A 23,537-nucleotide genomic window follows, 5' to 3' on the forward strand; every position below is an offset into this window, starting at 1 on the left:
GAGCAGGCAGGGAGCCGCATCCCGATGTCCGAGCCGGAAGAGCCCAACGTGCCCGCGTCAGACCGCACCGCCGAAGACGGCGCCATCGACATCCATACGACCGCGGGAAAACTTGCCGACCTGCAGCGCCGCATCGAGGAGGCCAAGCACGCGGGCTCGGCCCGCGCGGTCGAGAAGCAGCACGCCAAGGGGAAGCTGACGGCGCGCGAGCGCATTGAACTCCTGCTCGACGAAGGCTCCTTCGTCGAGCTCGACGAGTTCGCCCAGCACCGGTCGACCAACTTCGGCCTGGAGAAGAACCGGCCGTACGGCGACGGCGTCGTGACCGGATACGGCACCGTGGACGGCCGTCCGGTCGCCGTGTTCTCGCAGGACTTCACCGTCTTCGGCGGCGCCCTCGGCGAGGTCTACGGCCAGAAGATCGTCAAGGTCATGGACTTCGCGCTGAAGACCGGCTGTCCGGTCATCGGCATCAACGACTCCGGTGGCGCCCGCATCCAGGAGGGCGTCATGGCCCTCGGGATGTACGGCGAGATCTTCCGCCGCAATACGCACGCGTCGGGTGTGATTCCGCAGATCAGCCTGGTCGTCGGGCCCTGCGCGGGCGGCGCCGTCTACTCCCCGGCGATCACCGACTTCACCGTCATGGTCGACCAGACCTCGCACATGTTCATCACGGGGCCCGACGTCATCAAGACCGTCACCGGTGAGGACGTGGGCTTCGAGGAGCTGGGCGGCGCCCGCACCCACAACTCCACGTCGGGCGTGGCGCACCACATGGCGGGCGACGAGAAGGACGCGATCGAGTACGTCAAGTCCCTCCTGTCCTACCTGCCTTCGAACAACCTCAGCGAGCCGCCCGCCTTCCCCGAGGAGGCGGACCTGGCGCCCACGGACGAGGACCTGGCGCTGGACACGCTGATCCCGGACAGCGCCAACCAGCCGTACGACATGCACGGCGTCATCGAGCACGTCCTGGACGACGCCGAGTTCTTCGAGACGCAGCCGCTGTTCGCGCCGAACATCCTCACCGGCTTCGGCCGGGTCGAGGGCCACCCGGTGGGCATCGTCGCCAACCAGCCGACGCAGTTCGCGGGCTGCCTGAACATCGACGCCTCGGAGAAGGGCGCCCGCTTCGTCCGCACCTGCGACGCGTTCAACATCCCGGTCATCACCTTCGTCGACGTGCCGGGCTTCCTGCCGGGCGTCGAGCAGGAGCACACGGGCATCATCCGCCGCGGCGCGAAGCTCATCTACGCGTACGCGGAGGCCACCGTCCCGCTGATCACGATCATCACGCGCAAGGCCTTCGGCGGCGCGTACGACGTGATGGGCTCCAAGCACCTGGGCGCCGACCTGAACCTCGCGTGGCCGACCGCGCAGATCGCCGTGATGGGCGCGCAGGGCGCGGTGAACATCCTGCACCGCCGCACGATCGCCGAGGCCGGGGACGACGTCGAGGAGGTCAGGACGCGGCTCATCCAGGAGTACGAGGACGCCCTGCTCAACCCGTACACGGCGGCCGAGCGCGGCTACGTCGACGCGGTGATCATGCCGTCCGAGACCCGGTCCCACCTCGTGCGCGGCCTGCGTCAGCTGCGGACGAAGCGGGAATCCCTCCCTCCGAAGAAGCACGGCAACATCCCCCTGTAAGCCGCGATCCCGTAAGGAGCCCTCATGATCAAGGTCGTACGCGGAAATCCGACCCCGGAGGAGCTCGCCGCCGCCCTGGCGGTGGTCCAGGTGCGCGCCGCGGCGGTGGCGGACCGGCCGTCCGGCGCGCCCGCGCTGCCCGACTCCTGGGCGGACCCCGCGCGGGTGGCCCGCCACCGGCTGCCCGCGCCCTCGCCGACGGCGTGGGGCCGCAGTTACTGGCCGGGCTAGGACCGCCCGGCGGTAGGCGGGCCAGTAGCAGCCCAGTGGGCCGGGGGAACTTGAGTACGCGTACTCAGGCGCCCCGGCCCACCCGGCCGCAGTATCGAAGGCATGCTGTGGTCGGACCCGGAGAACAACCCTCCCAAGGACATGCGGGACCTGCAGGCGAAGATGCGCCGCGCGGGCCTCGTCCTCGCCCTGGCCATGGTTGTCGCGATGTTCGTGCTGGGCCTCCACTGACGGCCGCGCGAACCACGCCCGCGCAAACCACGCCCGCGCGGGCGCTCGCTACGCTGAGCGCATGAGTGATCAGCCCCGCCGTCTCGTCCTCGCCTCCCAGTCGCCCGCACGCCTCGGCCTGCTCCGGCAGGCGGGCCTCGCCCCCGAGGTGATCGTCAGCGGCGTCGACGAGGACAAGGTGTCCGCGCCCACCCCCGCCGAGCTCGCCCTCGCCCTCGCCGAGGCCAAGGCGTCCGTGGTCGCCGCGCGGCCCGACGCCAAGGGTGCGCTGGTCATCGGCTGCGACTCGGTCCTCGAACTGGACGGCCAGGCGCTCGGCAAGCCGTCCGACGCCGAGGAGGCCACCGCCCGCTGGAAGTCCATGCGCGGCCGCGCGGGCGTCCTGCAGACCGGCCACTGCGTCCGCGACACCGTCTCCGGGCGGTACGCGTCGGCGACGGCGTCCACCGTGGTCCGCTTCGGCGAGCCCTCCGACGCCGAGATCGCCGCGTACGTCGCGAGCGGCGAACCGCTGCACGTGGCCGGGGCGTTCACGCTGGACGGCCGCTCGGCGCCGTTCATCGACGGCATCGACGGCGACCACGGCAACGTCATCGGCCTGTCGCTGCCGCTGCTGCGCCGTCTCCTGGGCGAACTGGGCGTCGGCATCACGGAGTTGTGGCAGCAGTAGGAACCCGGCTCAGAAACCCGGCTCAGGCGGCCTGTGGAGCGGCCACCGCGCCCTCCTGCTGCGCCTTCTTCTCGTACGCCACGAGCGTGAGGACGACCAGGCCGAGCACGACCATCATGAACGCGAACGCGGCCCAGCCCACCAGGCCGACGCAGAAGGCCCCGAGCAGCCCGTGCACGACGGCACAGCTGATCAGGAGGATCCTTCCGAAGGTGCCGGGGGCGCGGTCGCGCACGGCGGTGCGGATCAGGACGATGCCGCACAGCGCGAGGTAGCCGCCGAAGAGGATGCCCGCGATCCAGGTGGACACGGTCATCGCGTGCGGGTCGAGGCCCGCGAGCGACATGTCCTGCTTGTCGACGACGAGACCGAGGAACCAGTTCAAGAGGGCGATGCCGACCGCCTCCACCAGGAGAATGATCGCGCCCACCCAGGCCACCGGTCTGCGCGCCACGGCGCCCCACCCACTTTCCGCTGCTGTTACCCCTAGTACGTTCGAGCCATCGCGAACGCTACTAACGGGTAAACCCCGGGACAAGAGCTGTGCCGCAGGCAAAGAATCATTGGGCCATTCGTAGGGACTCCACAAAGAAAGCCCCGCGTCCGCAGCGCTGACTCACAGAGACCTTGGCCACACCGGAGGGCTACGCTGCCGTCAAGGGACCCTGCGTACCGCGGTGCGACAAGGGTTTTCGCGAACCTAGCCGGTCTCGAGTCACACTCCGTGTGGGCAAGCTCACCATTGGGGACGGGTCGTAAGGCCGTGTCGGCAGTCCCTAAACTCGGCTTGTTTCAAGGAGGGAGCCATCGTGCGCAAGGTGCTCATCGCCAACCGTGGCGAAATCGCTGTCCGCGTTGCCCGGGCATGCCGGGATGCAGGGATCGCGAGCGTAGCCGTCTACGCAGACCCTGACAGGGACGCTCTGCATGTACGGGCAGCCGATGAGGCGTTCGCGCTGGGCGGTGACACTCCGGCCACCAGCTACCTGGACTTTTCCAAGGTGCTGGCAGCGGCCAAGGACGCGGGGGCGGATGCCATCCACCCCGGCTACGGCTTCCTTTCGGAGAACGCCGACTTCGCGCAGGCCGTCATCGACGCGGGCCTGAACTGGATCGGCCCGCCGCCGCAGGCCATCCGTGACCTCGGCGACAAGGTCGCCGCACGCCACATCGCGCAGCGCGCGGGCGCCCCGCTCGTCGCGGGCACGCCCGACCCGGTGTCCGGCGCCGACGAGGTCGTCACGTTCGCCGAGGCGAACGGCCTGCCCATCGCGATCAAGGCGGCGTTCGGCGGTGGTGGCCGCGGACTGAAGGTGGCCCGCACCCTCGAAGAGATCCCCGAGCTGTACGACTCCGCGGTGCGCGAGGCCGTGGCCGCCTTCGGCCGCGGCGAGTGCTTCGTGGAGCGCTACCTCGACAAGCCGCGGCACGTCGAGACCCAGTGCCTGGCGGACAAGCACGGCAACGTCGTGGTCGTCTCGACCCGTGACTGCTCGCTGCAGCGCCGCCACCAGAAGCTCGTCGAGGAGGCGCCCGCGCCGTTCCTGACCGCCGAGCAGAACGCCGAGCTGTACGCCGCCTCCAAGGCGATCCTCAAGGAGGCCGGTTACGTCGGCGCGGGCACCGTCGAGTTCCTCGTCGGTGTCGACGGCACGATCTCCTTCCTGGAGGTCAACACCCGTCTGCAGGTGGAGCACCCGGTCACCGAAGAGGTCGCGGGCATCGACCTCGTCCGGGAGATGTTCCGCATCGCCGACGGCGAGGAGCTCGGTTACGGAGACCCGGAACTGCGGGGTCACTCCTTCGAGTTCCGCATCAACGGCGAGGACCCGGGCCGCAACTTCCTGCCCGCGCCCGGCACCGTCACGACGTTCGCGCCGCCCTCGGGCCCCGGTGTCCGCCTGGACGCGGGCGTCGAGTCCGGCTCGGTCATCGGCCCGGCCTGGGACTCGCTCCTCGCCAAGCTGATCGTCACCGGCGCCACCCGCGAGCAGGCGCTGCAGCGCGCCGCCCGCGCGCTCGCGGAGTTCGACGTCGAGGGCATGGCCACGGCCATCCCCTTCCACCGTGCCGTCGTCACGGACCCGGCGTTCGCGCCCGAGCTGACCGGCTCCAGCGACCCGTTCACGGTCCACACCCGGTGGATCGAGACCGAGTTCGTCAACGAGATCCCGCCGTTCACGGCGTCCGCGGACACCGAGACGGACGAGGAGCCCGGTCGCGAGACGGTCGTCGTCGAGGTCGGCGGCAAGCGCCTGGAGGTCTCGCTGCCCTCCTCGCTCGGCATGACCATCGCGCGCACCGCGGCGGCGGGCGGCGCCCGCCCCAAGCGCCGCGCGGCCAAGAAGTCCGGTCCCGCCGCGTCCGGCGACACCCTCGCCTCGCCCATGCAGGGCACGATCGTGAAGGTCGCGGTCGAGGAGGGCCAGGAGGTCAACGAGGGCGACCTCGTCGTCGTCCTTGAGGCCATGAAGATGGAACAGCCCCTGAACGCGCACCGGTCGGGCACGATCAAGGGCCTCACCGCGGAGGTCGGCGCGAGCCTCACCTCCGGCGCGGTGATCTGCGAGATCAAGGACTGACCGCAGCAACGCACATGCCGCAGGGCCGGGCTGGTTCTTCCAGCCCGGCCCTGCGGCGTTCCGTACCGATCCGCGCGGCAGTCCCTTCACTCCGGCTTCACTCCGGCCGGAAGAAGCGCAACCGCCCCAGGCCCGCCCCGCGTCCTCCCCCGCGTAGAACCGAAGGCCACGGGGGGACTTCAGTGAAACGCACGGGGGACGTACTAGGGCTGCTCTCAGCGGCGGCCGCCATCACCACGACCGGCTGGTTCGCGGCCACCGCGGACACCGGACAGCGCTACGAGGCCGGGCTCGTCCTAGGCCTGTCCGCCGCCCTGTCCGTCGCGCTCCTGCGCCGCTTCACCCACCTTCCGCTGGGCAGACGCCGCCCCTACACCTTCGCCCTGCCGCTGCCCGCGCCCGACTGGGCGGCCCCGCCGCCGGACCCGGCGGGCGACCCGGAGGCCCTGCGCCCGCACGCCGAGCGGCAGGCCGGGCTGCTCGGCGACGCGTCCGCGCTCGGCGACACCCTGCGCCACACCTGCTCGCTCACCCCGCAACTGCGCGCGGAGCTCGCCTCGTTCGCGGTCACGGCGTCGATCCAGGCCAGCAACTCGGTGATCGCCCCGCCCTGCGAAGGACCACGGAGCCCCGACCCCGCGTACGACGCGGCCCACGCGCTCGGCGAGCTCGTGGCGGCGGTCGAGTTCAGCCGCATCGGGATGCGCGCCCTGGAGGCCCTGGTGACGGAGCGGCCGCTGCGGCCCGACCCGCCCTGCTACTTCAACCCGCTGCACGAGCGCGGGCACGCCCGCGTGGCGCTGCCCGGCGCCCCGGAAGGCACCGAGGAGGTCGCCGCCTGCCACGCCTGCGCGAAGGGGCCCGAGCCGCTCCTGGTGCCGTCGGACGCGGGCCCGGTGCCGTACTACGAAAGCGATGCCGTCGACGCACGCTGGCGGCTGCTCGGCTACGGCGCGGTGGTCCCTGACAACGGCGCCACGATGATCGCGACGGCCCGGGACGGCTTCCGCGACCCCGGTCCCGCCGCGGCAGCCGGGCGCGGCTCCAAGAAGTCCCGTACGAAGGTGAGTTGATGATCATGAGTGAGCTGGTCACCGGTGTGCTGAGCGGCCTGGTCCTCGGCACCTGTGTCACGTATCCGCTGGTCCTGTGGCTGACCCGGAACGTGAGCGGCGGATCGCTGCCGCCGCACCGCCGCGAGCGCAGGGCCCGCGCGGAGCTGGACGCCTTCTTCGCCCGCCAGGATCCCTGAGCACGGGCAGTGGCATCCTTGAGGGACGCGTACGTTCACGAAGGGTGCGGGGATGACGACCGGCACGGGCCAGCAGGCGAGAGCGCCGCAGCAGGCGGCACAGTCGGCGCGCGCGATGCGGGCCGACGCCCGCCGCAACTACGACCGGCTGCTCGCCGAGGCGCGCTCCGCCTTCGCCGAGCACGGCACGGGCACGTCCCTGGAGGACGTGGCGCGCCGCGCGGGCGTGGGCATCGGCACGCTCTACCGGCACTTCCCCAACCGGCACGCGCTGATGAGCGCGGTCTGGAAGGACGCGGTGTGCGACCTCCTCACGCGCTCGCACGCCCTGCTCGACGACCCGCAGCCCTGCTCCGCGCTGGTGGCGTGGCTGCGCGCCATCATCACTCATGCGGGTGAGTATCGCGGCCTGTCGAGCGCGCTCATGTCGGCGTCGCACGACGACACTTCGGCGCTCGCGCAGTGCAGCATGCCCATGCGTGAGGCGGGCACGGCGCTGCTCGTCCGCGCGCAGGAGGCGGGGGCGGTGCGCCCCGACGTCTCCATCGGCGACCTGCTCCAGCTGACCAACGCGATCTCCCTGGCGGCCGAGGAGACTCCGGACGATCCGGAGCTGGCCGACCGCCTGCTCACGCTGACCCTGCGGGGGCTGAAGGCCGACGGGCAGACACCGGCATAACGCCCGTGCCTGCCCGGTATGCCGTCACGGTCCGTGACGGCACGGAGACCCTGCCCGACGGTCCCGCGGCCGCCGGGTTCAGCGGCGGCGCAGGTCCGCGACCCGCGCCGCCCGTTCCCCGGGGGGCTGTTCCCCGAGGAGCGCGCTGCGCAGTTGCTGGCCCGGGCCCGCCCCGTGATTGCGACGCTGACCCGGCAGGGGCACGTCCCGGCGCGGCTGGCGCCCCGCCGGGACGGAGTCGACACCGGGCGCGGAGTTAGGGCCTGTGGCGCCGCCCGCCACCGTGATCTGCACGCCCTGGTCGGCCAGGGCCTGCAGTTCCGTCGCGGCACGGTCGTCGTGCCCCGGCGGTTCGTCCGTGACCAGGCGGGTGATGACGTCCGTCGGCACCGTCTGGAACATCGTGTCGGTGCCGAGCTTGGTGTGGTCGGCGAGGACCACGACCTCGGCCGCCGCCTGGACCAGTGCGCGATCCACGCTCGCGGAGAGCATGTTGGACGTGGAGAGGCCGCGCTCGGCGGTCAGACCACTGCCCGACAGGAAGGCCCGTGAGACCCGCAGCCCCTGGAGGGACTGCTCGGCCCCGCTGCCCACCAGCGCGTAGTTCGAGCCGCGCAGGGTGCCGCCGGTCATGACGACTTCCACCCTGTTGGCGTGGGCCAACGCCTGTGCCACCAGGAGAGAGTTGGTGACGACGGTCAGGCCGGGTACCCGCGCGAGCCGTCGGGCCAGCTCCTGCGTGGTCGTACCCGCCCCGACGACGATGGCTTCGCCCTCTTCGACGAGGCCCGCCGCGAGATCGGCGATGGCCGTCTTCTCGGCGGTCGCGAGATGTGATTTCTGCGGAAAGCCGGACTCCCGCGTGAATCCGCCCGGCAATACCGCACCGCCATGTCGGCGGTCGAGGAGTCCTTCTGCCTCCAGTGCGCGCACGTCCCGCCGTACGGTCACTTCGGAGGTCTGGACGACGCGGGCGAGCTCACGGAGCGATACCGCCCCGTTGGCTCGCACCATTTCGAGGATCAATTGACGACGTTCTGCAGCGAACACGAAACTGACAGTAACCCCAACGACCGTCTGCTTTCAGCAGTTTGCGCCGAATTACAGAAGTTGTTCGCACAGCAGGGTGGGAAGTGGTATAGGTGCCTACTCTCCCCGCCTATGCCGCGCGAATGGGCGACAACAGTGCGTGACCTGCAAAGAGTTGATTCGGGCCGTCGGCCCGATCAGCCCTCGCCCGCCGTCTTCCGCGTGTGCAGCTGACGCGCCACCTCCGCGATCGACCCCGAAAGGGACGGGTACACGGTGAACGCATTCGCGATCTGCTCGACCGTCAGATTGTTGTCGACCGCGATCGAGATGGGGTGGATCAGTTCCGAAGCGCGCGGTGCGACGACCACACCGCCGACCACGATGCCCGTGCCGGGGCGGCAGAAGATCTTGACGAAGCCGTCGCGGATGCCCTGCATCTTCGCGCGCGGATTGCGCAGCAGCGGCAGCTTCACCACGCGGGCGTCGATCTTTCCGCCGTCGACGTCGGCCTGGCTGTAGCCGACGGTCGCGATCTCCGGGTCGGTGAAGACGTTCGCCGACACGGCCTTCAGGTTCAGCGGCTGCACGGCGTCGCCCAGGAAGTGGTACATCGCGATGCGCCCCTGCATGGCGGCGACGGAGGCCAGCGCGAAGATCCCGGTCACGTCACCGGCGGCGTACACGCCGGGGGCCGACGTCCGCGACACCTTGTCGGTCCAGATGTGCCCGGAGTCCTTCAGCCTGACCCCGGCCTCCTCCAGGCCCATGCCGCTGCTGTTCGGGATGGCGCCGACGGCCATCAGACAGTGCGAGCCGGAGATGACGCGTCCGTCGTCGAGGGTGACCTCGACCCGGTCGCCGACGCGCTTGGCGGAAGCGGCACGGGAGCGGGACATCACGTTCATGCCGCGGCGCCGGAAGACGTCCTCCAGGACGGCGGCGGCGTCCGGGTCCTCACCGGGAAGCACCCGGTCACGGCTCGACACCAGGGTCACGTTCGACCCGAGCGCCTGATAGGCACCGGCGAACTCGGCACCCGTCACACCCGAGCCGACCACGATGAGCTCCTCGGGCAGCTCGTCGAGGTCGTAGACCTGCGTCCAGTTCAGGATCCGCTCGCCGTCGGGCTGGGCGTCGGGCACCTCACGCGGATGCCCGCCGGTCGCGATCAGTACCGCATCGGCAACAAGAGTCTCCTCACTCCCGTCCGCGGCCCGCACGACGACCTTCCGCGACCCGTCGACGTCCTGCTGCCCCTCGATCCGGCCACGGCCGCGCAGCACGCGCGCACCGGCCCGCGTCACCGACGCGGTGATGTCGTGGGACTGCGCGAGCGCGAGCCGCTTCACACGGCGGTTGACCTTGCCCAGGTCGACGCCGACCACGCGCGCGGGGGTGTCGATGTGCGGGGTGTCGTCCGCGACGATGATGCCGAGCTCTTCGTACGACGAATCGAAGGTGGTCATCACCTCGGCCGTGGCGATCAGAGTCTTGGACGGCACGCAGTCGGTGAGCACCGACGCCCCGCCCAGACCGTCGCAATCGACGACGGTCACCTCCGCGCCGAGCTGGGCGGCCGTAAGAGCCGCCTCGTATCCGCCGGGTCCGCCGCCAATGATCACGATCCGAGTCACGTACTCCATTGTCCCGCACGCTTCAAGGTGCTCACGCCCCGGGGGCCTCCGTTCGTGCGACGGCCCCTCGTCCGGGCGGTCCTTCCGTTCCAGGAGGGGTGCACTTGATTGCTGCCGTACCCTCGACCACATGTCGCTCTACGCCGCGTACGCCGGCAATCTGGATCCGCGGCTCATGTCACGCCGCGCACCGCACTCACCGCTGCGCGCGACCGGGTGGCTGACCGGCTGGCGGCTCACGTTCGGCGGGGAACACATGGGCTGGGAAGGCGCGCTCGCCACGCTCGTCGAGGCGCCGCGCTCCCAGGTCTTCGTCACCCTGTACGACATCGCCCCCATGGACGAGGACTCCATGGACCGCTGGGAGGGCGTCGGCCTCGACATCTACCGGCGCATGCGGGTCCGCGTGGACACCCTGGAGGGCGAGGAACCCGCCTGGGTGTACGTCCTCAACGGTTACGAGGGCGGGCTTCCCTCGGCGCGCTACCTGGGAGAACTGGCGGACGCCGCCGAATCGGCCGGTGCCCCCCACGACTACGTGATGGAACTCCGCAAGCGCCCCTGCTAGCGGCCCACCGCCGTCCCCCTCGTCGGAAACGACAAGACAACGATCCCAATCCCGTAAGCATCGTCATCTACGCGCGTAGGCCATGAGCGGCTACTCTCGTCCGCGTGAACGCTTCAGTTATTCCGGACGACATCCAGGGCGACCCCTACGCCGCCGCCGACGCCGCCGCCGCGCGCCTGCGCGAGCTCACGGGCGCAGAGACCCACGACGTCGCTCTCGTGATGGGCTCCGGCTGGGCGCCGGCCGTCGACGCGCTGGGCGAGCCCGAGGCGGACTTCGCCGTCACCGAGCTGCCCGGCTTCCCGCCGCCGGCGGTCCAGGGGCACGGCGGCCGCATCCGCTCCTTCAAGATCGGCGACAGGCGTGTGCTGGTCTTCCTGGGCCGCACCCACTACTACGAGGGCCGTGGCGTGGCCGCCGTCTCGCACGGCGTCCGCACCGCCGTCGCCGCGGGCTGCAAGACCATCGTGCTGACCAACGGCTGCGGTGGCCTGCGCGAGGGCATGCGCCCCGGCCAGCCGGTGCTGATCAGCGACCACCTGAACCTCACGGCGACGTCCCCGATCGTCGGGGCGAACTTCGTGGACCTCACCGACCTCTACTCCCCGCGGCTGCGCGCCCTCTGCAAGGAGATCGACCCCTCCCTCGAAGAGGGCGTCTACGCGCAGTTCCCCGGCCCGCACTACGAGACCCCGGCGGAGATCCGCATGGCCCGCACCATCGGTGCGGACCTGGTCGGCATGTCCACCGTCCTCGAGGCCATCGCGGCCCGCGAGGCGGGTGCGGAGGTCCTCGGCATCTCCCTGGTCACGAACCTCGCCGCGGGCATGACGGGCGAGCCCCTCAACCACGAGGAGGTCCTCCAGGCGGGCCGCGACAGCGCCACCCGCATGGGCGAACTCCTCGGCAAGGTCCTGGGCCGCGTCTGACTCCCCTGACGGGGCGCGCCTTCCCCATCCCCGCCCGACCCCCACCTAGCCTCCACGCCCCACAAAGCCCCGCCCAACCAGCCCCGCCGCTCCGCGGCGGATGCTCCCCACCCACCCACCCGTTTACCCCGCACCGCGGGGTGGGGGTAGGGGCGGGGGGGCACCCGGCTCCACACGGCGGGGTGGGGGCGGGTGGGGGGCACCCGGCTCCGCATGCGGGGGTGGGGGGGCGGGTGGGGTACTCGGTTCCGCACCGCGGAGTGGGGGCGGACGTCCCTCGGTTCCACACCGCGGGGTGGGGCGGACGTCCCTCGGTTCCACACCGCGGGGTGGGGCGGACGTCCCTCGGTCCCGCACCGCGGGGTGGGGGCGGACGTCCCTCGGTCCCGCACCGCGGAGTGGGGGCGGACGTCTCTCAGTTCCACACCCGCGCGAGTGGGGGCGGGGTCTCTCGACTCCGCGCACCGCGGGGGTGGGGGCGGGGTCTCTCGACTCCGCGCACCGCGGGGGTGGGAACTATCGGGGCACCCGGCTTCGCACCGCAGCGGTGGGGACGGGCACCCCTCGGCTTCGCACCGCGGGGGCGTGGCCAGCGGGGCACCGGCTCCGCGCCGCGAGAGCGGAGCGGACCGAATCCACTCGCACCGCGAGAGCGGGGCGGACCGAATCCACTCGCACCGCGAGAGCGGGGCGGACCGGATCCACTCGCACCCCGAGAGCGGGGCGGACCGGATCCACTCGCACCCCGAGAGCGGGGCGGACCGGATCCACTCGCACCGCGAGAGCGGGGTGGGCAGGCTCGGTCTCTCTCGCACCGCACCGCACCGCACCGCGAAAGCGGGACGGGCCGGGGCGGGCACGGTTCGCCCCGCATCCACCAGACCAGGGCCAGAAGTTGCACCGCACCGAGGCAGCAGAGGCAAGAGGCAACCGACCTGCCACGTGGCGGGGCGGCAGCGACGCGACGGCCCGCCCCGCAGCCGCAGCCGCAGCCGCAGCCGCAGCCGCAGCCGCAAGCGATACGACAACAAGGGCCGCGGGCACAGCGCAGCACCCCCACCGCCCCGTACGCGTACGCGCACGCGAGACGGCAGACACCGCGGGCACCCCCACCGGTCCGCAGCCGCGAGCGATACCGGAGGGGACGTGGGGGTATGTGCGCACGGAGCACCGAGCACACCCCGACGTTCAGAAACATCCGACGTGGCGCAGGGATAGCGAGTACGTACATACCCCCGCGGCCCCGCACCCACAACCGAACCCCAGGCGCACCGAGCCCCACCGGCTCCCAGCCGCGCACGAGACGCCCCCACAACCGAACCCCAAGCGCACCCCGCCCAAGGCGCCCCCGCCAGACACCGCGTAACGAGAGGCTGAAGAACCCGTGCAGGACACCTCCGCCACCTCAGAGCTCATCGCGCAGGCCCAGTCCTGGCTTGCCGAGGACCCGGACCCCGAGACCCGCGAAGAGCTCGGCAAGCTCATCGACGCCCAGGACCTCGCCGAGCTCACCGCACGCTTCGCAGGCACCCTCCAGTTCGGCACCGCGGGCCTCCGCGGCGAACTGGGCGCGGGCCCCATGCGGATGAACCGCTCCGTGGTGATCCGCGCCGCCGCCGGTCTCGCCGCGTACCTGAAGAGCAAGGGCCAGACCGACGGCCTCGTCGTCATCGGCTACGACGCCCGCCACAAGTCCGCCGACTTCGCCCGCGACACCGCCGCGGTGATGACCGGCGCCGGCCTCCGCGCGGCCGTCCTCCCCCGCCCCCTCCCCACCCCCGTCCTCGCCTTCGCCATAAGGCACCTCGGCGCGGTGGCAGGCGTAGAGGTCACAGCCAGCCACAACCCTCCGCGCGACAACGGCTACAAGGTCTACCTCGGCGACGGCTCCCAGATCGTCCCGCCCGCCGACGCGGAGATCGCCGCCGAGATCGACGCCATCGCGAGCCTCCACGACGTCCCCCGCCCGGACACCGGCTGGGACACCCTTGACGAAGGCGTCCTGGAGGCCTACCTGGCCCGCACGGACGCCGTCCTGTCCCCCGGCTCCCCCCGCACCGCCCGCGCCGTCTACACGGCGATGCACGGCGTCGGCAAGGACACCCTCCTCGCCGCGTTCGCCCGCGCAGGCTTCCCCGCGCCCACGCTCGTCGCCGAGCAGGCCGAGCCGGACCCGGACTTCCCCACGGTCGCGTTCCCGAACCCGGAGGAGCCGGGCGCGATGGACCTGTCCTTCGCGACGGCGGCCCGCACCACCCCCACCCCCGACCTGATCATCGCCAACGACCCGGACGCGGACCGCTGCGCGGCAGCGGTGCGGGACGGCAACAACTGGCGCATGCTCCGAGGCGACGAAGTCGGCGCCCTCCTCGCCGCCCACCTCGTCCGCCGCGGCGCCCACGGCACCTTCGCGGAGTCGATCGTCTCCTCCTCCCTCCTGGGCCGGATCGCCGAGAAGGCGGGCCTCCCGTACGAGGAGACCCTGACCGGCTTCAAGTGGATCGCCCGCGTCGACGGCCTGCGCTACGGCTACGAGGAGGCGCTCGGCTACTGCGTCGACCCCGAGGGCGTACGCGACAAGGACGGCATCACGGCGGCGCTCCTGCTCATGGAGCTCGCGTCCGAGCTCAAGGAGGAGAACCGCACGGTCCTCGACCTCCTGGACGACCTGGCCGTGGAGCACGGCCTGCACGCCACCGACCAGCTGTCGGTCCGCGTGGAGGACCTGTCCGTGATCGCGGACGCGATGGGCCGCCTGCGCGAGCAGCCGCCGACGGAGCTCGCGGGCCTGCCCGTGACGAAGGCGGAGGACCTGACGCGCGGCACGGAGACGCTGCCGCCCACGGACGGCCTGCGCTACACGCTCGACGGCGCCCGCGTCATCGTCCGCCCCAGCGGCACCGAGCCGAAGCTCAAGTGCTACCTCGAAGTGGTCGTCCCGGTGGTGGACAAGGCCGCGTTGCCCGCGGCCCACGCCCGAGCGACGGACCTCCTCTCCGCCATCAAGCGCGACCTGTCGGCGGCAGCGGGCATCTGACAAGACCCCGAGCCCGAGCCCAAGCGCGTACCGCACCGAACCACCCGTCCGAGTGGTTCCGCTGACGCGACTGCCGCAGTGACCCGGTGCGCTACCGGTCTTCCCAGGAAGGGACGACCGGTAGCGCACTTTCACGTTCCGGGAGCCGCCGCAGTGCCGTACGGAATCTCCGAGTCGACCAAAGCGACAGACACAACCGCAGCCCCCTCCCGCGTACCCGAGTCCAGGAACCCCCACAACCCGGCACGCACGCCCCACGGCCTCGCCGCACGCACGGCCAACGCCCTGCGCCACGCCTCCCCCGCCCTAGCCGCATACACGGCCGTACGCGCCCTCGGCCTCCTGGTGCTCACCGTGTGGGCCCACCGCGACCACCGCGGCGTGCGGCACCTGCTCATAGAGTCCTGGGACTGCGACTGGTACCTGAAGATCGCCCAGAACGGCTACGCCCACGAGCTCGGCAGCCGCGTCGACGGCAACAACCTCGCCTTCTTCCCGCTGTACCCGCTGCTCGTCAGGGCAGGGGACGCCGTCATGCCGTGGCTGCCGAGGGGCGCCGCGGGCCTGTCGGTGTCGCTGGCCGCCTCGCTCCTCGCCGCGTGGGGGATCTTCGCGGTGGGCGACCGGCTGTACGGGCGCAGGGCCGGGGTCGTCCTCGCCGTCCTCTGGGGCAGCCTGCCCGTGGCTCTCGTGCAGTGGATGGGCTACACGGAGTCGCTGTTCACGGCCCTCTGCGCGTGGTCGCTGTACGCGGTGCTGAGCGGGCGCTGGCTGTGGGCGGGCTCCCTCGCCGCACTGGCGGGGCTCACCCGCCCCACGGGCGTGGCGGTGGCCGCGGCGGTGTCCCTCACCGCGCTACTCGCCGTACACCGCCCCTTCACTCCGCACCGCCCCTTCGCAGAGCGCCAGACCACCACTCCGCCCCGCCCCTCCACGGCCCGCCCCCTCCTGGGCGCCCTCATCGCCCCCCTCGGCTGGCTCTCGTACGTCGGCTGGGTGGGCCTGCGCCTCGGCCGCTGGGACGGCTACTTCGCCGTACAGAAGCTGTGGCGCAACGAGTGGGACGGCGGCGTCGGGACGCTGCGGCGGATGCGGGACCTGTTCCTGGCCGAGCGCCCCGCGCTGTTCGTGGCGATGGTGACGGCGGTCCTCTTGGGGGCGGTCGTGCTCTTCGTGCTGTCGGCGGGCGACCGGCAGCCGCTGCCGCTGCTGGTCTTCAGCGGTCTGCTGCTGGTGATCGTGCTCGGCAGCAGCGGCGTCTACTTCCCCCGGGCCCGCTTCCTGCTGCCCGGCTTCCCACTGCTGCTGCCGGTCGCGGTGGCCCTGGCGCGCGCGAGGACGCACGTGCTCGTGACGCTGCTGACCGCGGCGGCGCTCATGTCGGCGGTGTTCGGCGGCCACATGCTCCTGGGGTGGCACGGCCCTCCGTAAAACCCACCCCCCTCAAGCGCCCCACGCACCCCCTCAGGTCACCGCGAGCAACACAGCCAGCAACACCGCACCCACAACACACGGCACGACAACCTCATAGGCCCAGCGGACCACCGGCTCGCCCTGCGCGGACTCCGCGTCGGCCCGCTGTTCGGCGAGTTCGCGGAGCTCGTCCATGGACTGGTCGCCCGCCGCGCGGGTGGGCGGTGCGCTGGGGTCGAGGAAGCGGCGGCCGCCCGTCGTCGGGTCGCCGGACGCCGCGGCCTGCGAATGCCTGCGCGCCGCCTTCTTGCGGCCGCGCAGCGAGACGGGGATCGCCCAGAGCTGGAACTTGGTTCCGGCGTTGGTGAGGACCTCGTTGGAGTAGCCGGAGCGGAGCGTCGCGATGGACGCCCACGGCAGCGTGACGGTCCTGAAGGGGTTGCGGATCCGGATCCGGTCGTCGTTCGCGTACACGGCGGGCCGCACGGTGAACGCGACGACCAGCGGCACCGCGAAGAGCAGTCCGGCGAGCGCGAGCCACGGGGTGCGGCCCTCGCCGCGGATCGCCGCGTCGATGCCGAGCCAGGCGCCCAGGGCGAGCAGCAGGACACCGCCGGCGATACCGGCCGGGGACCGGAAGGTGCGGTCCTTGTACGCGGGCTCCGCCACGGGGTTCTGGGGGTCGCTCATACCCTGATTCTGCCTGAAGGCCGGCCCGGGGCCCCGGGCCCCACCCCTGTACAGCAGCTACGCGCGTAGATATGCTCCCCTCGTGACCATGCCCACTGCATTCGCTGACGTGACAGCGTCCGACAGCACGCTCCGCCGCTTCCTTCACGGACTGCCCGGCGTCGACGCGGTCGGCCTGGAGGCGCGTGCCGCCTCGCTCGGTACCCGTTCGATCAAGACCACGGCGAAGGCGTACGCCATCGACCTGGCCATTTCGATGATCGACCTGACGACGCTCGAGGGCGCCGACACCCCGGGCAAGGTCCGGGCGCTCGGCGCGAAGGCCGTGCATCCGGACCCCACCGACCGTGAGACGCCGCGCACCGCCGCCGTCTGCGTCTATCCGGACATGGTCGCCACCGCCAAGGAGGCCGTCGGGACCAGCGGCGTGAAGGTCGCGTCCGTCGCGACCGCCTTCCCCGCGGGCCGCGCGGCCATCGAGGTGAAGCTCGGCGACGTGCGCGAGGCCGTCGCGGCGGGCGCCGACGAGATCGACATGGTCATCGACCGGGGCGCGTTCCTCTCGGGCGACTACATGACGGTGTTCGAGCAGATCCGCGCCGTGAAGGAAGCCTGCGGCACCGCCCGCCTCAAGGTCATCTTCGAGACCGGCGAGCTCTCGACGTACGACAACATCAAGCGCGCCAGCTGGATCGGCATGATCGCGGGCGCCGACTTCATCAAGACCTCGACCGGCAAGGTCGGCGTCAACGCCACCCCGGCCAACACCCTGCTCATGCTGGAGGCGGTCCGCGACTTCCGCGCGCAGACCGGCGTGCAGATCGGCGTGAAGCCCGCGGGCGGCATCCGCTCCACCAAGGACGCGGTGAAGTTCCTCGTGCTGGTGAACGAGACTGCGGGTCCCGACTGGCTGGACAACCACTGGTTCCGCTTCGGCGCCTCGTCGCTCCTGAACGACCTGCTGATGCAGCGCCAGAAGCTGGCCACCGGCCGCTACTCCGGCCCCGACTACGTGACGGTGGACTGATCACCATGACTTCCCCCTTCGAGTACGCTCCGGCGCCCGAGTCCCGCTCCGTCGTCGACATCGCCCCTTCGTACGGCCTGTTCATCGACGGCGAGTTCACCGAGGCCGCCGACGGCAAGGTCTTCAAGACGGTCTCCCCGTCCACCGAAGAGGTCCTCTCCGAGGTCGCGCGGGCCTCCTCCGAAGACGTCGACCGCGCCGTGAAGGCCGCCCGCAAGGCCTTCGAGAAGTGGTCGGCGCTGCCGGGCGCCGAGCGCGCCAAGTACCTCTTCCGGATCGCCCGGATCATCCAGGAGCGCAGCCGCGAGCTGGCCGTCCTGGAGACCCTGGACAACGGAAAGCCCATCAAGGAGACACGCGACGCCGACCTCCCCCTGGTCGCCGCGCACTTCTTCTACTACGCGGGCTGGGCCGACAAGCTCGACCACGCGGGGTACGGCCCGAACCCGGCGCCGCTCGGCGTCGCGGGCCAGGTCATCCCGTGGAACTTCCCGCTCCTGATGCTGGCCTGGAAGATCGCCCCGGCGCTCGCGACCGGCAACACGGTCGTCCTGAAGCCCGCCGAGACGACCCCCCTGAGCGCCCTGTTCTTCGCGGACATCTGCCGCCAGGCGGGTCTGCCCAAGGGCGTCGTCAACATCCTTCCCGGGTACGGCGACGCGGGCGCGGCCCTGACCGCCCACCCGGACGTGAACAAGGTCGCCTTCACGGGCTCCACCGCCGTCGGCAAGTCCATCGCGCGCCAGGTCGCGGGCACCGACAAGAAGGTCACGCTCGAACTGGGCGGCAAGGGCGCGAACATCGTCTTCGACGACGCCCCCATCGACCAGGCCGTCGAGGGCATCGTCACCGGCATCTTCTTCAACCAGGGCCAGGTCTGCTGCGCCGGGTCGCGTCTCCTCGTACAGGAGTCGATCCAGGACGAACTGCTCGACTCCCTCAAGCGGCGGCTCTCCACCCTCCGCCTGGGCGACCCGCTGGACAAGAACACCGACATCGGCGCCATCAACTCCGCCGAGCAGCTCGCCCGCATCTCCGCGCTCGCCGAGACCGGTGAGGCGGAGGGCGCAGAGCGCTGGTCGGCGCCGTGCGAACTGCCGTCCTCCGGTTACTGGTTCGCGCCGACGCTCTTCACCAACGTCACGCAGGCGCACACCGTCGCCCGTGACGAGATCTTCGGCCCGGTGCTGTCCGTCCTCACGTTCCGCACGCCGGACGAGGCGGTCGCCAAGGCCAACAACACGCAGTACGGGCTCTCCGCGGGCATCTGGACGGAGAAGGGCTCGCGCATCCTCGCGGTCGCGAACAAGCTCCGGGCGGGCGTCGTCTGGGCCAACACTTTCAACAAGTTCGACCCGACGTCGCCGTTCGGCGGCTACAAGGAGTCGGGCCACGGCCGCGAGGGCGGCCGGCACGGGCTGGAGGCGTACCTCGATGTCTGACCGACTCACGGTTTTCAAGACCTACAAGCTGTACGTCGGGGGCAAGTTCCCCCGCAGCGAGAGCGGCCGGGTGTACGAGGTGACCGACTCAAAGGGCAAGTGGCTGGCGAACGCGCCCCTCTCCTCCCGCAAGGACGCCCGTGACGCGGTCGTCGCCGCGCGCAAGGCGTTCGGCGGCTGGTCGGGCGCGACCGCGTACAACAGGGGCCAGGTCCTCTACCGCGTCGCGGAGATGCTGGAGGGCCGCAAGGACCAGTTCGTACGGGAGGTGGCGGACGCGGAGGGCATCTCCAAGTCCAAGGCCGCCGCCCAGGTCGACGCGGCGATCGACCGCTGGGTCTGGTACGCGGGCTGGACCGACAAGATCGCCCAGGTCGTGGGCGGGGCGAACCCGGTCGCGGGCCCGTTCTTCAACCTGTCGACGCCGGAGCCGACGGGTGTGGTCGCGGTCGCCGCGCCCCAGAAGTCGTCGTTCCTCGGCCTGGTCTCGGTGATCGCCCCGGTGATCGCGACGGGCAGCACGGTCGTCGTGATCGCCTCCGAGAAGTCCCCGCTCCCCGCGCTTTCGCTCGGTGAGGTCCTCGCGACGTCGGACGTGCCCGGCGGCGTGGTCAACATCCTCACCGGCAAGACCGCCGAGATCGCGGCCCCGCTCGCCGCCCACCAGGACGTCAACGCGATCGACCTGACGGGCGCGGACGCGGAGCTGGCGCGCGAGCTGGAGGTCGCGGCGGCGGACAACCTCAAGCGCGTGCTCCGTCCACAGCCTGTGGACTGGTCGGCCGACCCCGGCACGCACCGCCTGACGGCCTTCCTGGAGACCAAGACGGTCTGGCACCCGACGGGTTCGCTCGGCGCGTCCGGCTCGGCCTACTAGCCAACCGCCGCGCACCGGAGCCCCGGCCCCCTCCGTCCAGGGGGCCGGGGCTCCGTCATGCCCGCGGATCGAGGCCCAGCCGCACCCCGATGCCGTCCAGGACGCAGTCGAGCCCCGTCTCGAACTGCCAGGCGGCGTCGTCCTTGCGGCCCGCCCCGAGGGCATAGCGCTTGTAGGCCGGGTAGCGGCCGGTGCTCATCAGATACATCATCTGCGGCGCGAGCCCGCGGCGCGCATCGTCGCCGCTGGTCCAGCCGTTGTCCTGCATGTACTGGCTCAGTGCCACCTCCGCCTGCCCGACGCCGTGCACATAGGCGCCGACGGTACGGAAGGCCGTCATGATCGTGTCGGCGTCGAGGCCGTGGTGCTCCAGTGCCGCCAGCTGCCGGTCGGCCATGGCCATCCGGTTGGGCGTCAGGGCGAAGTGCGGCGTGGGCAGTTGGGCGAGCCAGGGGTGCGCCAGCATCAGCCGACGGCTGCCGACGGCGTACGCGCGCAGGACCTCCCGCCAGCCGGTCAGGTCGTCGGGGACGACGACCTCGGCCGTGACCCGGTCGACCATCAGCGCCCACAGGTCGTCCTTGCCCGAGACATGGCGGTACGCGGCCATGGGCGCGACGCCCAGCTCGGTGGCGAGGCGGCGCATGGTGACGGCCGTGAAGCCCTCGGCGTCGGCGACCTTCACCGCGACCTCCGCGATCTTCTGCGGCGTCAGCGCGGCACGCTGCGTGGCGGCCGGGCGCTCCATGCGTTCCCAGAGCGAGACCTCGGGCTCGACCTTCTTCTGTGTGGCCATGCGTACACCGTATCTCTTGTAGACGCCGTACACATCTGTGTGTACGTTGTACGCGAAGGATACGCCGTACACATTCACCCCAGGGGGACCCCATGACCACCACCAGCACTTCCACTTCCACTTCGATCCCGGCCCCGCTCCGCATCGCGATCCTCGTCGGCAGCACCCGCGAGGGCCGCTTCGCGCCCGTCGTCACCCGGTGGATCAAGGGCCACCTCGACCAGCGCGACGACATGACCGTGGACGTCATCGACCTGGCCGAGACCCCGCTGCCCATGGTCCTGCCCGCCTTCGGGCAGCCGCCCGCCCCCGGCACCACCGAGGCCCTCGCGCTGGTCACACCACGCCTGGCGGCGGCCGACGCCTTCGTCTTCATCACGCCGGAGTACAACCACAGCTACCCGGCGTCCCTGAAGAACGCCATCGACTGGCACAACGAGCAGTGGCACGCCAAGCCGATCGGCTTCGTCTCCTACGGCGCCATCTCCGGCGGCCTGCGCGCGGTCGAGCACCTCCGGGTCGTCATGGCCGAGTTGCACGCGACGACGATCCGCAACACCGTCAGCCTGCACAACGTGTGGGGCCTGTTCGACGAGGCGCAGCAGATGACGGAACCGGCGAGCGACGCCGCGGTGAAGACCATGCTCGACCAGCTCGCCTGGTGGGCGCTGTCCCTGCGCGAGGCCAGGTCCGCCCGCCCGTACGCCGCCTGACGCCACGTCACCCACATCGAGGACGCCATGACCCAGCGTACGGAAACAACCGCCCCGCCCTCCCCTCTCGCCATTCTCGGCCTGCTGCTCGGCATCATCCTGGCGACGCTCGACGGCACGATCGTCGGCACCGCGCTCCCGACGATCGTCGGTGACCTCGGCGGCCTCGGTCACTTCTCGTGGGTGGTGACGGCCTATCTGCTCGCCGCCGCCGTCTCCACCCCGATCTGGGGCAAGGTCGGCGACCTGTACGGCCGCAAGGGCAGCTATCTGACCTCCATCACGGCCTTCCTCATCGGCTCCGTGCTCTGCGGACTCGCCCAGAACATGGAGCAGTTGATCGCGTTCCGCGCCCTCCAGGGCCTCGGCGCGGGCGGCCTCTTCGTGGGTGCGATGTCCCTCATGGGGACGCTGCTGACACCCGCACAGGCGGGGCGCTCCCAGTCGATGATCGGCGTCATGCTGCCCGTCGCGATGATCGGCGGCCCGCTGCTCGGCGGCTTCCTCACCGACCAGCTGGACTGGCGCTGGGTCTTCTACGTCAACCTGCCCGTCGGCGCCGCCGCGCTCCTGCTCGTCGGCCTCCTCGTGCGGCTGCCCGGCGAGCGCCGCACGGCCCGGATCGACTACGCGGGCGCGGGCCTCCTCACGGCGGGCATCCTGGCGCTCACGCTGCTCGGCACCTGGGGCGGCACGACGTACGACTGGCTCTCGCCGCAGATCGGCGGCCTCGCGCTGCTCGCGGCGGTCTCGCTCGCCGCCTTCGCCCGCGTGGAGCGCGGCGCCCCCGAACCGGTCGTTCCGCCCCGCCTGTTCCACGACCGCAACTTCACGCTCGCCCAGGTCCTCACCTTCCTCGCGGGCGCGGCGATGATGGGGGCGGCCAGCTATCTGCCGCAGTACGTGCAGTTCGTCCGCGGCACGTCGTCGACGGAGAGCGGCCTCCTGCTGCTCCCGCTGATGCTGGGCATGATGGGCGCGCAGCTCTACATCGGCCGGGTGGTCGGCAACGGCGGCACGTACCGGGCGTATCCGATCGTGGGCGGGGCCGTCGCCACGGTGGGCGCGCTGGCCCTGTTGACGGTGGGCGTGGACACGGCCACGGCCGTGGCGTCCGCGCTGACGTTCGTCCTGGGCGCGGGCCTCGGCTGCCTGCTGCAGCCGTCGCTGCTGATCACCATGAACAGCGCGGAGCTCCGCGACATGGGGGCCGCCAGCGGCACCAACGCGCTCCTGCGCACCATCGGCGGCTCGCTCGGCGTCGCGGTGCTCGGATCCGTCTACACCGGCCGCATGACCGACACCCTCATGGACCGGCTCGGCCAGGACGGCGAGCGCCTCGCGGGCGGCGAGCTGACCCCCGCACTCCTGCACGACCTCCCCGAACCGGCGCGGGAAGCCTTCCGGGCCGGGGTCACCGGCGGGCTGCACGGCGTCATGGCAGGCACGGCCGTGCTGTGCGCACTCACCTTCGCGGCGGCCTGGCTGATCCGCGAGGTCCCCCTGCGATCGAAGGCACCACAGCCGCCGGAAGCGCCGGAGCCGCCGGAGCCGAAGACGACGGCCACCCCCTCCACCCCCTCCGCCGCCTAACTCGGCAGCAGCCCCGTCGCCCGGCCCACCAGCGGCAGCTCACTCAGCGAGGCCCCCGAGGTCAGCGGGCCGGTGACGAAGCCCGTGTCGACCGGCTTGAAGTCCGCGACCTGCGTCCCGAGCGTGTTGTCGAGCGGATCGGCACCGGTGTTGGCCAGCGGGTCCAGCTGGAGGTCCTTGACCGGCGCGAGTCCGCCCGCCGCCGAATGGTGCACCGCCGTCGTGAGGGCCTGCATCGGAGACGCCGCGGGCCCCGGCTCCACCGCACCGGCACTCGCCGTGCCCCCCACCCCGAGGGCCGCACCCGCCGCCGTGACGGTGAGCCCCGCCCGCAGCAGCGCGCGCGAGCCGGGCCGGGGAAGCTTCTTCACTGCGTGTCGTGCCATGGGTACCGCTCACATCCATGCGTCGTTGAGTAATCGAGCGAGCACGTAGCGTAGTTGACCGGCCCCGTCGGAACCAAAGGGCGACTCGCGGGACGGCCCGCG

At 71.6% G+C, this 23,537-nt stretch carries 23 protein-coding genes; 17 read left to right on the forward strand and 6 right to left on the reverse strand.

Annotated elements, in window-relative coordinates; all coding sequences use genetic code 11:
- The first annotated feature begins 24 nt into the window (after positions 1-24).
- From AC068B_RS07950 to AC068B_RS07965, 4 genes are all read left to right on the forward strand, one after another.
- The gene (locus AC068B_RS07950) at positions 25-1,653 is read left to right on the forward strand and encodes an acyl-CoA carboxylase subunit beta (protein ID WP_356251056.1); all 1,629 of its coding nucleotides are present in this window, start codon (positions 25-27) and stop codon (positions 1,651-1,653) included.
- Between the two features lie 24 nt (positions 1,654-1,677).
- A complete protein-coding gene (locus tag AC068B_RS07955; RefSeq protein ID WP_306335357.1) occupies positions 1,678-1,884 on the forward strand; it encodes an acyl-CoA carboxylase epsilon subunit in 207 nt (68 codons plus the stop codon).
- A 102-nt stretch (positions 1,885-1,986) separates the two neighbouring features.
- Positions 1,987-2,115, forward strand: coding sequence for a morphogenic membrane protein MmpB (gene mmpB, locus AC068B_RS07960; protein WP_356251059.1), 129 nt, complete (start codon positions 1,987-1,989; stop codon positions 2,113-2,115).
- Positions 2,116-2,176: 61 nt separating this feature from the next.
- Complete coding sequence (locus AC068B_RS07965) at positions 2,177-2,785, forward strand: nucleoside triphosphate pyrophosphatase (RefSeq protein ID WP_478669781.1); 609 nt, start codon at positions 2,177-2,179, stop codon at positions 2,783-2,785.
- Between the two features lie 22 nt (positions 2,786-2,807).
- Here the strand turns inward: AC068B_RS07965 and AC068B_RS07970 are convergent, their stop codons facing one another.
- A complete protein-coding gene (locus AC068B_RS07970; RefSeq protein WP_478669782.1) occupies positions 2,808-3,239 on the reverse strand; it encodes a hypothetical protein in 432 nt (143 codons plus the stop codon).
- 355 nt (positions 3,240-3,594) lie between these two features.
- Here AC068B_RS07970 and AC068B_RS07975 point away from each other — a divergent pair, with 355 nt between their 5' ends.
- The 4 genes from AC068B_RS07975 to AC068B_RS07990 all read left to right on the forward strand — a co-directional run bounded on the left by AC068B_RS07975 (position 3,595) and on the right by AC068B_RS07990 (position 7,298).
- On the forward strand, positions 3,595-5,367 hold the full coding sequence (locus tag AC068B_RS07975) for an acetyl/propionyl/methylcrotonyl-CoA carboxylase subunit alpha (RefSeq protein WP_478669785.1): 1,773 nt from the start codon (positions 3,595-3,597) through the stop codon (positions 5,365-5,367).
- Positions 5,368-5,549: 182 nt separating this feature from the next.
- Positions 5,550-6,440 carry a hypothetical protein gene (locus AC068B_RS07980; protein ID WP_478669786.1) on the forward strand — a complete coding sequence of 297 codons (891 nt, stop codon included), beginning with the start codon at positions 5,550-5,552 and terminating at the stop codon, positions 6,438-6,440.
- Between the two features lie 5 nt (positions 6,441-6,445).
- Entirely contained in the window at positions 6,446-6,619 is a 174-nt protein-coding gene (locus AC068B_RS07985; protein WP_468556335.1) for a hypothetical protein, read from the forward strand.
- A gap of 115 nt (positions 6,620-6,734) precedes the next feature.
- Positions 6,735-7,298, forward strand: coding sequence for a TetR/AcrR family transcriptional regulator (locus AC068B_RS07990; RefSeq protein WP_478670291.1), 564 nt, complete (start codon positions 6,735-6,737; stop codon positions 7,296-7,298).
- A 78-nt stretch (positions 7,299-7,376) separates the two neighbouring features.
- On the opposite strand, the gene AC068B_RS07995 is transcribed toward AC068B_RS07990, so the two are convergent.
- Together AC068B_RS07995 and AC068B_RS08000 are read right to left on the reverse strand one after the other, a co-directional pair.
- A complete protein-coding gene (locus AC068B_RS07995; RefSeq protein ID WP_356251076.1) occupies positions 7,377-8,348 on the reverse strand; it encodes a DeoR/GlpR family DNA-binding transcription regulator in 972 nt (323 codons plus the stop codon).
- A 176-nt stretch (positions 8,349-8,524) separates the two neighbouring features.
- On the reverse strand, positions 8,525-9,973 hold the full coding sequence (locus tag AC068B_RS08000) for an NAD(P)H-quinone dehydrogenase (RefSeq protein WP_478669789.1): 1,449 nt from the start codon (positions 9,971-9,973) through the stop codon (positions 8,525-8,527).
- 121 nt (positions 9,974-10,094) lie between these two features.
- Between AC068B_RS08000 and AC068B_RS08005 the strand changes: the two genes are divergently transcribed.
- The 4 genes from AC068B_RS08005 (at position 10,095) to AC068B_RS08020 (ending at position 15,929) form a co-directional block, all read left to right on the forward strand.
- The gene (locus AC068B_RS08005) at positions 10,095-10,532 is read left to right on the forward strand and encodes a gamma-glutamylcyclotransferase family protein (RefSeq protein WP_055568517.1); all 438 of its coding nucleotides are present in this window, start codon (positions 10,095-10,097) and stop codon (positions 10,530-10,532) included.
- A gap of 104 nt (positions 10,533-10,636) precedes the next feature.
- Entirely contained in the window at positions 10,637-11,461 is an 825-nt protein-coding gene (locus AC068B_RS08010) for a purine-nucleoside phosphorylase (RefSeq protein ID WP_468556330.1), read from the forward strand.
- 1,384 nt (positions 11,462-12,845) lie between these two features.
- Positions 12,846-14,498: a phospho-sugar mutase gene (locus AC068B_RS08015; protein ID WP_478669791.1), complete on the forward strand. Its 1,653-nt coding sequence runs from the start codon at positions 12,846-12,848 to the stop codon at positions 14,496-14,498.
- A gap of 153 nt (positions 14,499-14,651) precedes the next feature.
- Positions 14,652-15,929 carry a hypothetical protein gene (locus tag AC068B_RS08020; RefSeq protein ID WP_478669793.1) on the forward strand — a complete coding sequence of 426 codons (1,278 nt, stop codon included), beginning with the start codon at positions 14,652-14,654 and terminating at the stop codon, positions 15,927-15,929.
- Positions 15,930-15,962: 33 nt separating this feature from the next.
- Here AC068B_RS08020 and AC068B_RS08025 read toward each other — a convergent pair whose 3' ends face one another.
- Complete coding sequence (locus AC068B_RS08025) at positions 15,963-16,601, reverse strand: PH domain-containing protein (RefSeq protein WP_478669795.1); 639 nt, start codon at positions 16,599-16,601, stop codon at positions 15,963-15,965.
- A gap of 88 nt (positions 16,602-16,689) precedes the next feature.
- Between AC068B_RS08025 and deoC the strand changes: the two genes are divergently transcribed.
- From deoC to AC068B_RS08040, 3 genes are read left to right on the forward strand one after another with little or no spacing between them, the layout of a single operon-like run.
- Complete coding sequence (gene deoC, locus AC068B_RS08030) at positions 16,690-17,628, forward strand: deoxyribose-phosphate aldolase (protein WP_356252339.1); 939 nt, start codon at positions 16,690-16,692, stop codon at positions 17,626-17,628.
- Between the two features lie 5 nt (positions 17,629-17,633).
- Positions 17,634-19,070, forward strand: coding sequence for an aldehyde dehydrogenase family protein (locus AC068B_RS08035; protein WP_468556322.1), 1,437 nt, complete (start codon positions 17,634-17,636; stop codon positions 19,068-19,070).
- Positions 19,063-19,947: an aldehyde dehydrogenase family protein gene (locus AC068B_RS08040; RefSeq protein ID WP_356251097.1), complete on the forward strand. Its 885-nt coding sequence runs from the start codon at positions 19,063-19,065 to the stop codon at positions 19,945-19,947. Before AC068B_RS08035 ends, AC068B_RS08040 begins: the two co-directional genes overlap by 8 nt.
- Positions 19,948-20,002: 55 nt before the next feature.
- Here AC068B_RS08040 and AC068B_RS08045 read toward each other — a convergent pair whose 3' ends face one another.
- Positions 20,003-20,743 (reverse strand): TetR/AcrR family transcriptional regulator, encoded by a 741-nt coding sequence (locus AC068B_RS08045; protein ID WP_478669797.1) that lies wholly within the window; start codon positions 20,741-20,743, stop codon positions 20,003-20,005.
- Between the two features lie 92 nt (positions 20,744-20,835).
- Here AC068B_RS08045 and AC068B_RS08050 point away from each other — a divergent pair, with 92 nt between their 5' ends.
- Both AC068B_RS08050 and AC068B_RS08055 read left to right on the forward strand, forming a co-directional pair.
- Positions 20,836-21,456, forward strand: coding sequence for an NADPH-dependent FMN reductase (locus tag AC068B_RS08050; protein ID WP_478669799.1), 621 nt, complete (start codon positions 20,836-20,838; stop codon positions 21,454-21,456).
- 27 nt (positions 21,457-21,483) lie between these two features.
- On the forward strand, positions 21,484-23,049 hold the full coding sequence (locus AC068B_RS08055) for an MDR family MFS transporter (RefSeq protein ID WP_478669801.1): 1,566 nt from the start codon (positions 21,484-21,486) through the stop codon (positions 23,047-23,049).
- Here the strand turns inward: AC068B_RS08055 and AC068B_RS08060 are convergent.
- On the reverse strand, positions 23,046-23,435 hold the full coding sequence (locus AC068B_RS08060; RefSeq protein WP_478669802.1) for a hypothetical protein: 390 nt from the start codon (positions 23,433-23,435) through the stop codon (positions 23,046-23,048). The two genes, AC068B_RS08055 and AC068B_RS08060, sit on opposite strands and share 4 nt — an antisense overlap.
- Positions 23,436-23,537 lie beyond the last annotated feature (102 nt).

This window comes from Streptomyces sp. NPDC042371 (assembly GCF_056437465.1).

Bases quoted from the DNA above. Each gene is read 5' to 3' on its own strand.
- AC068B_RS07950 (WP_356251056.1), top strand. From the start codon at position 25: ATGTCCGAGCCGGAAGAGCCCAACGTGCCCGCGTCAGACCGCACCGCC.
- AC068B_RS07955 (WP_306335357.1), top strand. From the start codon at position 1,678: ATGATCAAGGTCGTACGCGGAAATCCGACCCCGGAGGAGCTCGCCGCC.
- mmpB (WP_356251059.1), top strand. From the start codon at position 1,987: ATGCTGTGGTCGGACCCGGAGAACAACCCTCCCAAGGACATGCGGGAC.
- AC068B_RS07965 (WP_478669781.1), top strand. From the start codon at position 2,177: ATGAGTGATCAGCCCCGCCGTCTCGTCCTCGCCTCCCAGTCGCCCGCA.
- AC068B_RS07985 (WP_468556335.1), top strand. From the start codon at position 6,446: ATGAGTGAGCTGGTCACCGGTGTGCTGAGCGGCCTGGTCCTCGGCACC.
- AC068B_RS07990 (WP_478670291.1), top strand. From the start codon at position 6,735: ATGCGGGCCGACGCCCGCCGCAACTACGACCGGCTGCTCGCCGAGGCG.
- AC068B_RS08000 (WP_478669789.1), bottom strand. From the start codon at position 9,973: ATGGAGTACGTGACTCGGATCGTGATCATTGGCGGCGGACCCGGCGGA.
- AC068B_RS08005 (WP_055568517.1), top strand. From the start codon at position 10,095: ATGTCGCTCTACGCCGCGTACGCCGGCAATCTGGATCCGCGGCTCATG.
- AC068B_RS08025 (WP_478669795.1), bottom strand. From the start codon at position 16,601: ATGAGCGACCCCCAGAACCCCGTGGCGGAGCCCGCGTACAAGGACCGC.
- deoC (WP_356252339.1), top strand. From the start codon at position 16,690: ATGCCCACTGCATTCGCTGACGTGACAGCGTCCGACAGCACGCTCCGC.
- AC068B_RS08035 (WP_468556322.1), top strand. From the start codon at position 17,634: ATGACTTCCCCCTTCGAGTACGCTCCGGCGCCCGAGTCCCGCTCCGTC.
- AC068B_RS08040 (WP_356251097.1), top strand. From the start codon at position 19,063: ATGTCTGACCGACTCACGGTTTTCAAGACCTACAAGCTGTACGTCGGG.
- AC068B_RS08045 (WP_478669797.1), bottom strand. From the start codon at position 20,743: ATGGCCACACAGAAGAAGGTCGAGCCCGAGGTCTCGCTCTGGGAACGC.
- AC068B_RS08050 (WP_478669799.1), top strand. From the start codon at position 20,836: ATGACCACCACCAGCACTTCCACTTCCACTTCGATCCCGGCCCCGCTC.
- AC068B_RS08055 (WP_478669801.1), top strand. From the start codon at position 21,484: ATGACCCAGCGTACGGAAACAACCGCCCCGCCCTCCCCTCTCGCCATT.
- AC068B_RS08060 (WP_478669802.1), bottom strand. From the start codon at position 23,435: ATGGCACGACACGCAGTGAAGAAGCTTCCCCGGCCCGGCTCGCGCGCG.